The 12,854-nt window shown below is 64.3% G+C and carries 15 protein-coding genes; 10 read left to right on the top strand and 5 right to left on the bottom strand.

What is annotated here, in order from left to right:
• The first annotated feature begins 54 nt into the window (after positions 1-54).
• On the top strand, positions 55-1,173 hold the full coding sequence (locus THIMADRAFT_RS00065) for an FIST signal transduction protein (RefSeq protein ID WP_040729180.1): 1,119 nt from the start codon (positions 55-57) through the stop codon (positions 1,171-1,173).
• A 117-nt stretch (positions 1,174-1,290) separates the two neighbouring features.
• On the opposite strand, the gene THIMADRAFT_RS00060 is transcribed toward THIMADRAFT_RS00065, so the two are convergent.
• The 5 genes from THIMADRAFT_RS00060 to THIMADRAFT_RS00040 form a co-directional block, all read right to left on the bottom strand.
• The gene (locus THIMADRAFT_RS00060) at positions 1,291-2,073 is read right to left on the bottom strand and encodes an ABC transporter permease (RefSeq protein ID WP_007190891.1); all 783 of its coding nucleotides are present in this window, start codon (positions 2,071-2,073) and stop codon (positions 1,291-1,293) included.
• Positions 2,067-2,810, bottom strand: coding sequence for an ABC transporter ATP-binding protein (locus tag THIMADRAFT_RS00055; RefSeq protein WP_007190890.1), 744 nt, complete (start codon positions 2,808-2,810; stop codon positions 2,067-2,069). The genes THIMADRAFT_RS00060 and THIMADRAFT_RS00055 overlap by 7 nt, the downstream gene beginning before the upstream one ends.
• On the bottom strand, positions 2,807-3,805 hold the full coding sequence (locus tag THIMADRAFT_RS00050) for an ABC transporter substrate-binding protein (RefSeq protein ID WP_007190889.1): 999 nt from the start codon (positions 3,803-3,805) through the stop codon (positions 2,807-2,809). The genes THIMADRAFT_RS00055 and THIMADRAFT_RS00050 overlap by 4 nt, the downstream gene beginning before the upstream one ends.
• A gap of 2 nt (positions 3,806-3,807) precedes the next feature.
• Positions 3,808-4,506 (bottom strand): hypothetical protein, encoded by a 699-nt coding sequence (locus THIMADRAFT_RS00045; protein WP_007190888.1) that lies wholly within the window; start codon positions 4,504-4,506, stop codon positions 3,808-3,810.
• A gap of 191 nt (positions 4,507-4,697) precedes the next feature.
• Positions 4,698-5,090: an Mth938-like domain-containing protein gene (locus THIMADRAFT_RS00040; RefSeq protein ID WP_040729254.1), complete on the bottom strand. Its 393-nt coding sequence runs from the start codon at positions 5,088-5,090 to the stop codon at positions 4,698-4,700.
• A 209-nt stretch (positions 5,091-5,299) separates the two neighbouring features.
• On the opposite strand from THIMADRAFT_RS00040, the gene gltX reads away from it, so the two are divergent.
• From gltX to THIMADRAFT_RS25180, 9 genes are all read left to right on the top strand, one after another.
• A complete protein-coding gene (gltX, locus tag THIMADRAFT_RS00035; protein WP_007190886.1) occupies positions 5,300-6,715 on the top strand; it encodes a glutamate--tRNA ligase in 1,416 nt (471 codons plus the stop codon).
• Positions 6,716-6,830: 115 nt separating this feature from the next.
• Complete coding sequence (locus tag THIMADRAFT_RS00030; RefSeq protein WP_007190885.1) at positions 6,831-8,300, top strand: glycogen synthase; 1,470 nt, start codon at positions 6,831-6,833, stop codon at positions 8,298-8,300.
• Positions 8,301-8,307: 7 nt separating this feature from the next.
• The gene (locus tag THIMADRAFT_RS00025) at positions 8,308-10,062 is read left to right on the top strand and encodes a SufS family cysteine desulfurase (protein ID WP_007190884.1); all 1,755 of its coding nucleotides are present in this window, start codon (positions 8,308-8,310) and stop codon (positions 10,060-10,062) included.
• 663 nt (positions 10,063-10,725) lie between these two features.
• A complete protein-coding gene (locus THIMADRAFT_RS27620; RefSeq protein ID WP_040729252.1) occupies positions 10,726-10,851 on the top strand; it encodes a light-harvesting protein in 126 nt (41 codons plus the stop codon).
• An 18-nt stretch (positions 10,852-10,869) separates the two neighbouring features.
• Positions 10,870-11,388 (top strand): light-harvesting antenna LH1, alpha subunit, encoded by a 519-nt coding sequence (gene pufA, locus THIMADRAFT_RS27305; protein WP_007190882.1) that lies wholly within the window; start codon positions 10,870-10,872, stop codon positions 11,386-11,388.
• Positions 11,389-11,458: 70 nt separating this feature from the next.
• Positions 11,459-11,596, top strand: coding sequence for a light-harvesting antenna LH1, beta subunit (gene pufB / locus THIMADRAFT_RS00010; protein ID WP_007190881.1), 138 nt, complete (start codon positions 11,459-11,461; stop codon positions 11,594-11,596).
• 25 nt (positions 11,597-11,621) lie between these two features.
• A complete protein-coding gene (pufA, locus tag THIMADRAFT_RS25185; protein WP_007190880.1) occupies positions 11,622-11,786 on the top strand; it encodes a light-harvesting antenna LH1, alpha subunit in 165 nt (54 codons plus the stop codon).
• A 488-nt stretch (positions 11,787-12,274) separates the two neighbouring features.
• Positions 12,275-12,649: a PilZ domain-containing protein gene (locus tag THIMADRAFT_RS00005; RefSeq protein ID WP_007190879.1), complete on the top strand. Its 375-nt coding sequence runs from the start codon at positions 12,275-12,277 to the stop codon at positions 12,647-12,649.
• A 64-nt stretch (positions 12,650-12,713) separates the two neighbouring features.
• A partial coding sequence (locus tag THIMADRAFT_RS25180) for a 7-cyano-7-deazaguanine synthase (RefSeq protein WP_199484189.1) occupies positions 12,714-12,854 on the top strand: 141 nt, incomplete at its 3' end.

Here is a 12,854-nt window from a genome sequence, read left to right as displayed (position 1 = left end):
ACTCGGCGTCGTGCCGGTGCGACTCGACATTCCACCCTGGACGGCTCAAACACGATGACTTCATTTCGCTTCGGACATGCCGCGGATCCCGATTGGCGTCAGGCAGTCGATCGGTGTCTGACGCAGATCGGGAGCGTCCCGCAGGAGGCGACGCTCGGGTTTCTGTATGTCACGGACGCCCTTGCCGACGAGCTCGACGAGATCATTCGAACCTTCCGCGGGGCGACCGGCGTCGATCAATGGGTCGGCAGTATCGGTCTGGGAATCTGTGCGACCGGTGCCGAGTATTACGAGGAGCCCGCAATCGCGGTCATGCTCGGAGAGTTTCCGACCGAGGATTTCCGCGTCTTCCCGAGTCTGGTCGAGGATCTCGATGACTTCGATCTGCGAAACGGCGAGTGGATGGGCGCCAACCCGCCCTATCTGGGCCTCGTCCACGGCGACCCGTCAAACGCTCTGACCGAAGCCCTGATCCAACAGCTCGCACAGCGGACCACCGCGGGTTTCCTCGTCGGCGGTCTCGCCAGCGCGCGAGCGGACGCCCTCACCATCGCCGACGGCGTGACGCGCGGCGGGCTGTCCGGCGTCCTCTTCTCCGAACGGGTCGGGATCCTGACCCGGCTCAGCCAAGGCTGCTCGCCGATCGGACCGCACCACGTGATCTCCGAAGGCCAGCGCAACATCCTGATGCGGCTCGACGGCGAGCCCGCCCTGGATGTACTCAAGCGGGATATCGGCGAGATCCTCGCCCGTGATCTGTCGCGCCTCGGCGGCTACATCTTCGCCGGGTTGCCGATCCAGGGCTCGGATACCGGCGATTATCTGGTGCGCAATCTGGTCGGCATCGATCCCAATCACGGCCTGGTCGCGATCGGCGATCTGGTGGAGCCGGGGCGCGAGCTGATGTTCTGCAGGCGCGATGCCGACACGGCCCGCGAGGATCTCGATCGGATGCTCAAGGGTATCAAGGGCCGCCTTCCTGCGCCCCCGCGAGGCGGCATCTACGTCTCCTGTTTGGGGCGCGGAGTCAACCTCTTCGGTCCCGATTCGGCCGAGCTCAAGCAGATCCACGCCGCGCTCGGCGATGTGCCCATTGTCGGTTTCTACGCCAACGGCGAGATCTCGCAGGATCGTCTCTACGGCTACACGGGCGTCTTGACCCTCTTCACCTAAACCGCGTCCAGAGCTCGATCACCCGGGTCGGCTGAAGAGGACGACGGCAAGTCGTCTATCCCGGGGGCTTTTGCACTCGCCTGATTTGCGGCCTCACGCGCCGCGTCCCGGTCGGATTCAGGCGCGCCGCCGATCCCCGTGCCACCGATGCAGCAGCAGCCATTCAACGAAGCTCAGGATCGCATAAAGGGCGACGCCCATCAGCGCGAGCAGCAGGAGGGCGGCGAACATCTTGGCGATCTGCAGCCGATTGCCGGCCTCGAGGATGCGCCAGGCCAGCCCGTTGGTGTTTCCGGAGGCCGCAGCGAACTCGGCGACGACCGCACCGACCAGTGCGAGTCCACCGGCGGTCTTGATGCCGGCGAGGAGATAGGGCAAGGAGGAGGGGACCATCAGCCGGATAAAGGTCTGGCGAAAGTCCGCGCGATACAGCCTGAAGAGGTCGCGTAGATTGGGGTCGACTGCCTTCAGCCCGGCGGTGGCGCTTGCCAGGACCGGGAAAAAGGCGGCGATCCAGGCAAGTATCAGCACGGCGAGCCAGGCATTGTCGAGGCCGACCCAGACGATGATCAAGGGGGCGATGGCGATGATCGGCGTGACCTGCAGGATCACGGCGTAGGGCGAGAGCGCTGCCTCCGCGATCCGGCTGGAGGCGAAGAGCGCCGCGAGCGCCGTGCCCGAGAACACTGCCAGGGCGAAAGCGGCCAATGTCGTGCCCAAGGTCGTCCAGGCCGAGCCGAGCAAAGAGGCCCCGTCGGTTTCGAAGACCGCCAGGATAGCGCTCGGCGGCGGCAGGATGAAGGGCTGGATCTCCCAATAGACGACGGACCACTCCCAGAATTGGATCAATCCCGCGAAGAGCGCGATCGGCAGGATGATCCGCAGGACCTGCATCAGCATGTCGAGACCTCCTCCAGGACATCGAGGATGTCGCGCGCGGTCGCGTTGAATGCGGCGGAGGTTCGATAGCCGGGCTCGCGCGGGTAAGGCGCGGGATTCTGGATGTCGGCGACCAGACGTCCCGGGCGTCCGCTGAGGATCAGGATACGTTGCGACAGATACACGGCCTCGAAGACCGAGTGCGTGACGAAGACCCCCGTGAATCCGCGCTCGGCCCAGAGGCGCAGCAGGTCGTCGTTGAGCTTGCCGCGGGTGAATTCGTCGAGCGCCGCGAACGGCTCGTCCATCAACAGAACATCGGGGTCGGCGACCAGCGCGCGTGCGATGGAGACCCGCATGCGCATCCCGCCCGAGAGCTCGCGGGGCAGGGCGTCGGCAAAGCCTGCGAGGTCCACCTTCTCCAGCGCGCCGCAGGCCCGCTCGCGCGCTTGGGTCTTGGCCATGCCGGCGAGCTCAAGCGGCAGGGCAACGTTCTTGGCCGCACTGGCCCAGGCCATCAGCGTCGGTTCCTGGAAGATGACGCCGAGCGAGCCGCGGGTCTGCGGCCATTCGACCCGACCCCGTGTGGGCTCCTCCAGGCCGGCGATCAGTCTCAGCACCGTACTCTTTCCGCATCCGGAAGGGCCAAGCAGGGAGACAAAGGCACCGGCCGCGATGTCGGCGCTCAGATCCCCCAGTGCTGCAGTGCCGTTGGGGAAGGTCTTGGCCAGCCGATCCAGCCGGAGGTCGCGGCTCACGGTGTCGGCGCGGGGGCAGGGGGGAGGAAGTCGAGCGAGTAGGCGCGTCGCCAATCCAGGCTCGCCGGGTACAACCCATCGGAGGACATGGTCTCGAAGAAGGCCTGCCAGCGCACCTTGGTCATGACGCCGATCCCGGCGGTCTCGGCATCGCCCGCGGTGGCGAGCCGGTGGCGGTTCATCTCGGCGATAGCGTGTCGGAGCACAGCGTCGGTCATCTCCGGGTTGTCGGCCTTGATCAGGGTGTTGCCCGGTGTCGGGTCGCCTGTGAGATAGTCCTTCCACCCGGCGATGGAGGCCGCGACGAAGGCCCGAACCTGCTGCGGGTCGCTTCGGATGCGCGCGTCGGAGGCCAGGATCAGGGTCCCGTAGGAGGGGTAATCCTCGTCGGCGAGCAGAAAGACCTGCGGCTCGACGCCGCTTGCCTTCGCGATCTCGTAAGGCTCGCTGGTGACATAGCCTTGTTGGATCGCGCTCGGGTCGACGAGGAAGGGGGCGAGGTTGTAGGTGTACTTGCGGATCTGCCGATCCGTGAATCCGAATTTGGCTTTCAGCCAGATCCAATGGCTACCGACGCCGGCGTCCGAGATCATGATCGGCTTGCCCTGCATGTCGGCGATGGATCGGACGTCCTCGCGCGGGTGCGTGATCAGGACCTGCGGGTCTTTCTGGAAGATGGCCGCGACGGCGGTGGCCGGGATCCCGGACTCGACGATATTGAGCGGGATGAAGCTGTTGGAGCCGATCCCGAAATCGACCTGGTTGGAGCCCAGCAAGAGCGGGACGTTCACGGAGGGGCCGCCCTGAATGATCTCGACATCGAGCCCTTGCTCGGCATAAAGCCCGAGCGCCTTGGCTTGATAGAAGCCGCCCAGCGGCGCCTGTGCCTTCCAGTCGGTGACGAAACGGATCTTGGTCGGGTCGGCGGCCGCCGTCCACCCTGCGAGCACGAAGCCCGCCAGGGCCCAGACGAGGATCAGCGCGTGCTTCGACATGCTCAGGTCTCCGGCTGCGTCTCCTCCACGGGGACGGCATCCTGCAGAGGTCTCAGGAGCCGGTCGAAGTCGACCGGGTTCACGTATTGGATGATCACGTTTCCGTTGGGGCTGCGGCCGATGTCCATTCCGCGTTCGGGGTAGAGCCAATGGACGATCTCGGTCTCGGGCTCGGTCAGGCGCAGATCGGGTGTTCCGAAACGTTGCTCGATCAGCTCGTTGTCCAGCCTGGCCTTCGGAAGGTAGCTGATGGACCGGATCGGGCGGGAGGCCAGGGTCTCGACATCGTTCGGGTCGAGCTTGACCTTGCGGCTGCCGCTGCCGACCTGGCTGATCCGCAAGCCGCGCTCGTACATGGCGGCTAGGGTGTTCTGATCGACATCGAGCGTGATCACGAAGTCCGCACGCAGACGCTGCAGATGGATCTGGTCGAAGAAGGCTTCCACGCCGTAGGGCTCGGTCTGCGTCGGGTCCTGGAAGAGGTTGACCTTGCCGTCCTCTCCGAAGAGCGCGCGTACCTGCGCCAACGTGGTCTCCCCGAGGGTGAAACCAAAGACCTGTGTGCGCCCGGCGACGTCCTGCGAGACGCGCCAAGGCAAGCGATCCGGGCCATCCTCGATCGACGCAGGCATCAGGAGAAGAACGCCCAAGAAGCCCAAGACGGCGACGCCGAGGACGGAGAGAATGATCTGTCGATCCATGGAATGAAGCGCTCCGAGAGATGCGATGACGATCGAGCGAGCTGTAAGCCGACACGCGCGGCGTAAAGGTTCGGACCCGAAAAGACCGAATAAATCACCTGAACCGCGTCGACTCCAAGTCGGGAGGGCCAAGCTGAACGCGACGCGTCGCTGAAACAGCATTGATCACGCCGGATGCGGTTCAGCGCGGTTCAGCGTGGTTCAAGCGCCAGGGGCAGCAGCCCGGCGACGACGCGCCGCCCTTCCGACATCAAGATATTGTAGGTCCGACAGGCGGCACCCGTGTCCATGACCTCGAATCCGACGCCGTGCCCGATCACGGCGAAGTAGAGCGCCGGATCGGGAAAGACCTGAGTCTCGCCGGTCCCCAGCACGATGACCTGGGTTTCCGGCTCGATCGCGAGCAGAGCATCCAGGTGCTCGACCGTCAAATCGACCGGGTGCGCCGGACCCCAGCCATCTTCGATCCGGTTCGGCGTCACGATCAACCCGCGGGTAAAGCGTCGCCCCCCGATCAGGATGCCCTCGCTCCCGTAGGCGTCGATCAGTTGACCGCTGCTGCCGTCTGCTTCTGAGAATCTCATGGCGCGAACATAACCGAAGGGCGCTTGCTCGGACAAGGCGAGGCTCGGACAAGGCGAGGCTCGGACAAGGCGAGGCTCGGCCAAGGCGAGGCTCGAACACGCCGAGGCAATATCAAGGTGAGGGACGAAGGCGCGCGAACAAGCGGGCAGGTCGAAGGGGCTCTGTTAGAATCGCCGCCACGCGTCCCACTCAACCGATCCGGAAGCCCATGACCGTCCGTACCCGATTCGCCCCGTCCCCTACCGGTTATCTGCACGTCGGAGGCGCCCGCACGGCGCTCTTCAGCTATCTCTTCGCGCGCAAGCACGGCGGGCAGTTCGTGCTGAGGATCGAGGATACGGACCTGGAACGCTCGACCGCCGAGTCCGTGAACGCCATTCTCGAGGGCATGACCTGGCTCGGCTTGGACTACGACGAGGGGCCCTTCTATCAGACCCAGCGCTTCGAGCGCTACAACGCCGTCATCGACGAGCTGCTCGCCAAGGGGCTGGCCTATCGGTGCGTCTGCTCGAAGGATCGCCTGGAAAAACTGCGCGAGGATCAGATGGCGCAGCGGCTCAAACCGCGCTATGACGGCCATTGTCGCGGCCATGAGGTCGACCCGAACGAGCCGCATGTCATCCGCTTCAAGAACCCCGCCGACGGCGTCGTGGTTGTCGACGACATGATCCGCGGGCGGATCGTCTTCGCCAACGCCGAGCTGGACGACCTGGTCATCCGGCGCAGCGACGGTGCGCCGACCTACAACCTGAGCGTGGTGGTGGACGACTCGGATATGGGCATCACCCATGTCATCCGCGGCGACGACCATATCAACAACACGCCGCGTCAGATCAATATCCTGCGCGCGCTCGGCCACGAGCCGCCGCGCTACGCCCACGTGCCGATGATCCTCGGCGACGACGGGGCGCGTCTGTCCAAGCGCCACGGTGCGGTGAGCGTCATCGCCTATCGCGATCAGGGTTATCTGCCCGAGGCACTGCTCAATTATCTGGTCCGTCTCGGGTGGTCGCACGGCGATCAGGAGCTCTTCTCCGTCGAGGAGATGATCAACCTCTTCGAGATCGGGGACGTCAACAAGGCGGCCTCGGCGTTCAACACCGACAAGCTCGATTGGCTCAACCAGCAGTACCTGCACCACGCCGATCCGGCGCGGATCGCCCGCCTGCTTAGTCCGCACATGGGTCGGCTCGATATCGACCCCGCGTCCGGCCCGGATCTGGTCGAGGTGGTCAAGGCCCAAGCCGCGCGCGCCAAAACCCTGACCGAGCTGGCCGAGATCAGCGCCTTCTTTTATCGCGACTTCGAGACCTTCGACGAGGCCTCCGCCAAGAAGCATCTGCGTCTGGTGGCCCGCGAGGGGCTCGAGCGCCTGCGTGCGGCCTTCGAGCTGATGGCCTACGAGGATTGGACGCTCGAGGGGCTCAAGCACGTGGTGGAAGGCGTCGCCGAGGAGCTCGGGACCAATATGGGCAAGGTCGCTCAGCCCTTGCGCGTGGCGATCGTCGGTCGCGCCGCCTCGCCCGGCATCGACGAGACCCTGCGGTTGGTCGGCAAGGACGCAACGCTGCGTCGCATCGACAAGGCGTTGGCCTACATCGCGGCGCGCGGCGGGAACGACTGAGCCTCTTCCGGAGGGTTCAATCGGGTCCCGGCGGTATGCCGGGGCGACGTCGCGAGAGGGGAAACGACGGTATCGGCGTCCCCCGGAACCAAAAAGACCGATAGGGGAAAGGTATATGTACATCGCCATGGTCAGCGCGGAATGTGCGCCGATCGCGAAGGCAGGCGGGCTCGGGGATGTTGTGCACGGGCTCTCGCGCGAGCTGCTCGCGCTCGGGCAAGAGGTCGAGGTCTTTTTGCCGGGGTACGATTCATTGCGTCACGATCTGATCGAGGGACGCCGCGAGGTCTACCGCAACCTGCGCGTCCCTTACTTCGATCAGTGGATCGACTGTCGTGTCGACTCGGGTGAGGTCGACGGGGTGACCTGCTTCTTCATCGAGCCCGACTCGCCCCATCGGTTCTTCAAGCGCGGGCGCATCTACGGCGAGTCCGACGACGCGGATCGTTTTGCCTTCTTCTGTCGGGCCGTGCTCGAGTTCATGCTGATCTCGGGCAGGCGCCCGGACGTCATCCATTGTCACGACTGGCAGACCGCGCTCGTGCCGGTGCTCTTGTTCGAGCTGTACCAGCGGCTCGGACTGACCGACGTGCGTGTCTGCTACAGCCTGCACAACGTCGGCTATCAGGGTGTCGTGGGCGAATCCATCCTACGTCAGGTCGGTCTGGACCCGGCTCGGCTCATGACGGCGGACCGTCTCCAGGATCCCGCCGATCCGCGCGCCGTGAATCTGATGAAGGGCGGGATCGTGTTCTCCAATTTCGTCAACACCGTCTCGCCCCGCTATGCCTGGGAGATTCAGAACACCGAGCAGGGCATGGGGCTCCAGGACGTGCTGAAGACCCATGACGGAAAGTTCGGCGGCGTGCTGAACGGCATCGACGATGCGGTCTGGAACCCCGCGACCGATCGCCACATCCCGGAGCCCTTCGATGCCGATCGACTCGAAGGCAAGGAGGCCAATCGCCGGGCCTTGCGCGCGTATCTGGGCCTCGTTCAAGCCGAGAAGCCCATCGTGGCCGTGGTCAGCCGGCTGGATTATCAGAAAGGCGTGTATCTCCTGCGTTTCGGCATCGCCCATGCGTGCGCGCTCGACTGCCAGCTCGCGCTCCTCGGCGCTGCGCTCGATCCGGTCGTGGCCGAGCAGTTTCGGCGCCTCCAAGAGGACACCGAGGGGCACCCGGATTGCCGTCTGGTCCTTGCGTACGACGAGGAGTTGTCCCATCTCATCTATGCAGGCGCGGACATGATCCTCATCCCGAGCATCTACGAGCCCTGCGGGTTAACCCAGATGATCGCGATGAAATACGGCGTGGTCCCGATCGCGCGGCGTGTCGGCGGACTCGCCGATACGGTCTTCGACGCCAATTACTCGGATCGTCCCTTCGAGGAGCGCAACGGCTATCTCTTCGACGACCTGACCGAGTCCGCCCTGGCATCCGCCATGGAGCGCGCGATCGATCTGTGGCGGAATCACCCCGAGTATTTCCGCCAGCTGCAGATCAACGGGATGCGTGTCGACCGCTCATGGGGCCGACCGGCACGCCAATACCTGGACATCTACAGCCACATCCGAGTGCACTGAACCGAAGATGACTCCTCGACTCTCACCGACCCCCGCACCCTCCGTGCCCTTGGACCTGACGGCCCTGCGCGCCCAGTTTCCGATCCTCGCAACCCGGGTGCACGATCAGCCGTTGGCCTACCTGGACAATGCCGCGAGCACCCAGCAACCGCTCCAGGTCATCCAGGCGGTGAGCGACTATCACCAGCAATACCACGCCAACATCCATCGCGGCGTCTACCAGCTCTCGCGCAACGCCACCCGGATGCACGACTACGCGCGCGAGATGGTCGCGCATTTCCTGCACGCCGCCGAGCCGGTCGAGTGTCTCTTCACGCGCGGGACGACCGAGTCCATCAACCTGGTCGCCTCCTCCTGGGGTCGGGCCAAGCTGACGTGCGGCGACGAGATCATCCTCTCCAACCTCGAGCATCACTCCAACATCGTACCTTGGCAGATGGTCTGCGAGGCCACGGGTGCGCGCATCCGGGTCATCCCGATCGACGATTCCGGCGAGCTCGACATGGACGCCTACCGTCGCCTGCTCTCCTCGCGTACCCGGCTGGTCGCAGTCAACCACGTCTCCAACGCGCTCGGAACCATCAACCCGGTCAAGGCGATCATCGAGGAGGCCCATGCCGCGGGGGCGCTCGCGCTGATCGACGGCGCCCAGTGGGTCTCTCACGGTGCGACCGATGTTCAAGCCCTCGACGCCGACTTCTACGCCTTCTCCGGACACAAGCTCTACGGACCGACCGGCATGGGCGTGCTCTACGGGAAGCGCGCTCTGCTCGAGGCGATGCCGCCGTACCAGGGCGGCGGCGACATGATCGAGCAGGTCACCTTCGAGAAGACCACCTATGCCCAGATCCCGAACAAGTTCGAGGCCGGCACGCCCCATATCGCCGGCGCGGTCGGTCTTGCCGCGGCCATCGAGTGGCTCGAAGGGGTCGGATTCGAACGGATCCACGCGCACGAGCAGCGTCTCCTGCGGCAGGTCACCGAGCGGCTGTCCGCCATCCCCGGTCTCGAGATCAAGGGTACCGCACCGCAGAAGGCCGCCGTCGTCTCCTGGGTCATGGTCGATCCGCCGATCGGCACGCTGGATATCGGCATGCAGCTCGATCTACGCGGCATCTGCATCCGTACCGGTCACCATTGCTGCCAGCCGCTGATGGACCGCCTCGGCATCGCCTCGACCGCACGTGCCTCCTTCGGTGCCTACAACACCGAAGCGGAGGTCGAGCGGCTCGCCGATGCGCTCGCCGAGATCGTCTCCGTCGCTCGCGACGCGTCCGCCCGGAAGGGGCGGACCGAAACGCCTCCCGCGGAGATCCTCTATCCGGTCGCGGTCGCCGACTCACCCGCGTCGGCCGCCGAAGAGATCGCGGAAATCTTCGATCTTCTCCCCGATTGGCCGATGCGCCATCAACAGATCATGGATCTCGGCGAGCGTTTGACGCCGATGCCGGATGCCTTGAAGACCCCGGAGACCTTCGTCCCCGGTTGCCAGAGTCGCGTTCACCTCTCGGCCCGCGTGCGTCCGGGCTCGACCGACGTCATCGAGTTCCTTGCCGACAGCGACGCCAACATCGTCCGGGGCCTCATCGCCCTGCTGCAGCAGCTCTACTCCGGCCAAAAGGCCGGAGCCATCCTCGCCTTCGATGCGCAAGCCTTCTTCAGCCGTCTCGGTCTCGACGATCATCTCAGTATGACCCGCCGCAATGGTCTGGTCGCAATGGTCGAGCGGATTCGGCAGATCGCGGCGGGGTTGGGGCGGTAGGTTTCAGCCGCCAGCCGCCAGCCGCCAGCCACCAGCCACCAGCCACCAGCCACCAGCCGCCAGCCGCCAGCCTTCAGCTAGCGGCTATGAGTCGTCAGATCGGGGCCTCCGACCAGGGTCGGGGGATCGAGTCTCCAGGCATGTTTCAGTTTTCGGCGAGACGCGCACCGTGCGCCAGGGCGAGCTCTGCACCGGAATTCGGCGGCTTGCCATCTTGATGAAAAAACGAAGATAAGCAGTGCATTATCGCCGATTAGATGTTTGCCGGTGATAACAAACCACAAGCTCGTCCAAACCTCGCGGCACCTTCCCTCAGCCGAATTCCGCGAAATCCGCCACACAAAGCCGATAGCTGATCCTACAAAGATCAGTTGAACCGCAAAGGACGGAAAGGCGTTCAAAGCCTTGCTTCAAAGACGCTATTGACTCGAAGGGTGAACGTCGTCCGCATTGCAGATTGTTGTTTTCCTTTGCGTCCTTTGCGCCTTTGCGGTTCTAAATGCCGGATCCCCCGTCGCACAGATTCTGGGCGGCGACCTCGGCACAACCCGTAAGGAGGCCAATCCAATGGCTGGGCAGCGATCTCCCGCCACACCATCAACCGGCAGCAAAGCGCGCGGACAGGCGAAGCCCGTCGTCGCGCAGCAGCAGCAAGAAAAGAGCCTGTCCGGGCTTACCTCGGAGCAAGCAAAAGAATTTCACAAGCAATTCAAGGTCACCTACACGGCGTACGTCGGGATCGCAGCACTCGTGCATCTGTTCATTATTGCGAGCAACCCCTGGTTCTAAATCAAGGAGGCCACACCCATGCTTCAAGACGCTTTCCGCAACGTTCTCAATTACAGCCCGAGTCAGCGCGACTACCGAATTTGGCTGGTGATCAACCCGGCCGTTTGGTTGGTGCCGATGTTGGCTGCCCTTCTCGTCATCGCGTTGGGCGTGCACCTGTATGCCTTCTCCCTCCCGGGTAACGCATGGGAATCCAGCAAGGCCGTCGAGCCTGCTGCGGTCGCGCCGGTTGCAGATGCGCCCGTCGTCGAAGAAGTCATCGTGATCGTCGAGGAAGTCGTGCCGGTCGCCGAGGAAGCGCCTGCCGAAGCCGCGCCCGCCGCCGAGGCCGCTCCGGTCGAAGCCGCGCCTGCTGCCGAGGCCGCTCCGGTCGAAGCCGCGCCTGCTGCCGAGGCCGCTCCGGTCGAAGCCGCGCCGGCCGCCGAGGCCGCTCCCGTCGAAGCTGCGCCTGCTGCGGAAGAAGCTCCGGCCGAAGAAGCTGCACCCGCGGTCGTGCCGGTGCCGGTCGAAGTGATCGTGGTGCCCGAGGCGGCCTAAGCCTCGACGCCTGTCCGGCCTCGGCTTGGCCTACGTTGCTCGATGAAAAATCCAGCAAAGGAGCTCAATCATGGCGCAGTCTCTGTCCGGTCTCACCGACCAACAAGCAAAAGAACTTCATGAGCAGTTCAAGGTGACCTACACCGCATACGTCGGGATCGCTGCATTGGTTCACCTCTTCGTGATCGCTGCCAATCCCTGGTTCTAAATCCGACTTCGACGAGATCAAGATTATGAGTGACGTCCAGATTGCAAAGCCGAAGAACCCGGAAGACGATTGGAAGGTGTGGCTGGTCCTCAATCCCGCGACATGGCTGATGCCGATCTTCTTTCTTCTGTTGATCATTGCTTTGGTGCTCCATGCCGTCGTGTTCCAGATGGGCTTCGGTTGGGCCTGATCGGACCGGGCTGATGCGGATTCTTCCACGCGTGGATCGAATTCGCGGGTAATCAGACCATCGCGTTCGCCAATCGCGCCATGCTCGACGGTCCCACGCCGTCGAGCATGGCCGTACCGCCGGTACCGACCGACACCGCAGTTTCACGGCATCTCCGTCATCCGTCTTGCCGTTTCGACGAACCTTCCCCGTTCCGATCTGATCCGTCCGCCAGCGGGATCGCCGATCCCATCGCTGCGCCTCGCGATCCTCCGAAAGGTCGGTCGACAGCCTCTCGAACGAGCGCTATCCTTAGCGCGGCGCTGTGTTTAAGCGATTCGTGCCACTCGGCAGGGCGCAGCGCGGGGCGTGGGCCAGGGGCCGTAGCGGCCATCACCTCGCGGGGCGTCGGATATCGAAGATCGTTCGCCGCGTCAAAGGCTTGCATACGACGCGAAGCGGTCGACCGACGGCTCTGGGTTCAATCAATCAGACGGTATGAGGTGTTTATGGCGGCCAGCGAAGCGGAAGCGGATCGACGGAGCTACGAGCGGGTGTCCTGGGACTGCCACGCTCGCCTCATGCAACTCGGCTCGGATGCGCTCGGCGGTGCTGCGGGCATGCACCCGGTGCTCGGGCGCAACATCAGCGAGGGCGGTCTGCAAGTGTGGGCCGATCGCATGTTTGCGGTACGTTCGCGACTGTTGGTCGAGATGGAGGCGCCGGAGATCCCGGAAGGTATTCAAGCCGTGGGCTCCGTGGCGTGGGTCTCTCCGAGTACGTCCGAGGAACGCTGGTTACTCGGGATCGAGTTCTCCGATGTCGGCGAAACGGCACTGGCGCGAATCCGCTCGCTCCTCCGACCGGCGGACGAACGCAACTGAGCGTCGAGCGCCGGCTTAGATCCGGCTCGATACGCCCTGTCGCTATGCTTTATCTTCCGAGACCATGAAACCGGCAGTCGTTCTTTTGAGTGGAGGGTTGGACTCCGCAACCGCAGCGGCCATTGCGACATCCGAAGGATTCGCGGTCCATGCATTGTCGTTTCGGTACGGCCAACGCCACGGTATCGAGCTCGAATCCGCCGCC

Source organism: Thiocapsa marina 5811 (assembly GCF_000223985.1).
Classification (GTDB): Bacteria; Pseudomonadota; Gammaproteobacteria; order Chromatiales; family Chromatiaceae; genus Thiocapsa; species Thiocapsa marina.
This window is presented reverse-complemented; position numbering and strand designations above follow the sequence as displayed.

Bases quoted from the DNA above. Each gene is read 5' to 3' on its own strand.
- THIMADRAFT_RS00025 (WP_007190884.1), top strand. From the start codon at position 8,308: ATGACTCCTCGACTCTCACCGACCCCCGCACCCTCCGTGCCCTTGGAC.
- pufA (WP_007190880.1), top strand. From the start codon at position 11,622: ATGAGTGACGTCCAGATTGCAAAGCCGAAGAACCCGGAAGACGATTGG.
- THIMADRAFT_RS00040 (WP_040729254.1), bottom strand. From the start codon at position 5,090: ATGAGATTCTCAGAAGCAGACGGCAGCAGCGGTCAACTGATCGACGCC.
- THIMADRAFT_RS00050 (WP_007190889.1), bottom strand. From the start codon at position 3,805: ATGTCGAAGCACGCGCTGATCCTCGTCTGGGCCCTGGCGGGCTTCGTG.
- THIMADRAFT_RS00060 (WP_007190891.1), bottom strand. From the start codon at position 2,073: ATGCTGATGCAGGTCCTGCGGATCATCCTGCCGATCGCGCTCTTCGCG.
- THIMADRAFT_RS00065 (WP_040729180.1), top strand. From the start codon at position 55: ATGACTTCATTTCGCTTCGGACATGCCGCGGATCCCGATTGGCGTCAG.
- THIMADRAFT_RS00030 (WP_007190885.1), top strand. From the start codon at position 6,831: ATGTACATCGCCATGGTCAGCGCGGAATGTGCGCCGATCGCGAAGGCA.
- THIMADRAFT_RS00005 (WP_007190879.1), top strand. From the start codon at position 12,275: ATGGCGGCCAGCGAAGCGGAAGCGGATCGACGGAGCTACGAGCGGGTG.
- pufA (WP_007190882.1), top strand. From the start codon at position 10,870: ATGCTTCAAGACGCTTTCCGCAACGTTCTCAATTACAGCCCGAGTCAG.
- THIMADRAFT_RS00045 (WP_007190888.1), bottom strand. From the start codon at position 4,506: ATGGATCGACAGATCATTCTCTCCGTCCTCGGCGTCGCCGTCTTGGGC.
- gltX (WP_007190886.1), top strand. From the start codon at position 5,300: ATGACCGTCCGTACCCGATTCGCCCCGTCCCCTACCGGTTATCTGCAC.
- pufB (WP_007190881.1), top strand. From the start codon at position 11,459: ATGGCGCAGTCTCTGTCCGGTCTCACCGACCAACAAGCAAAAGAACTT.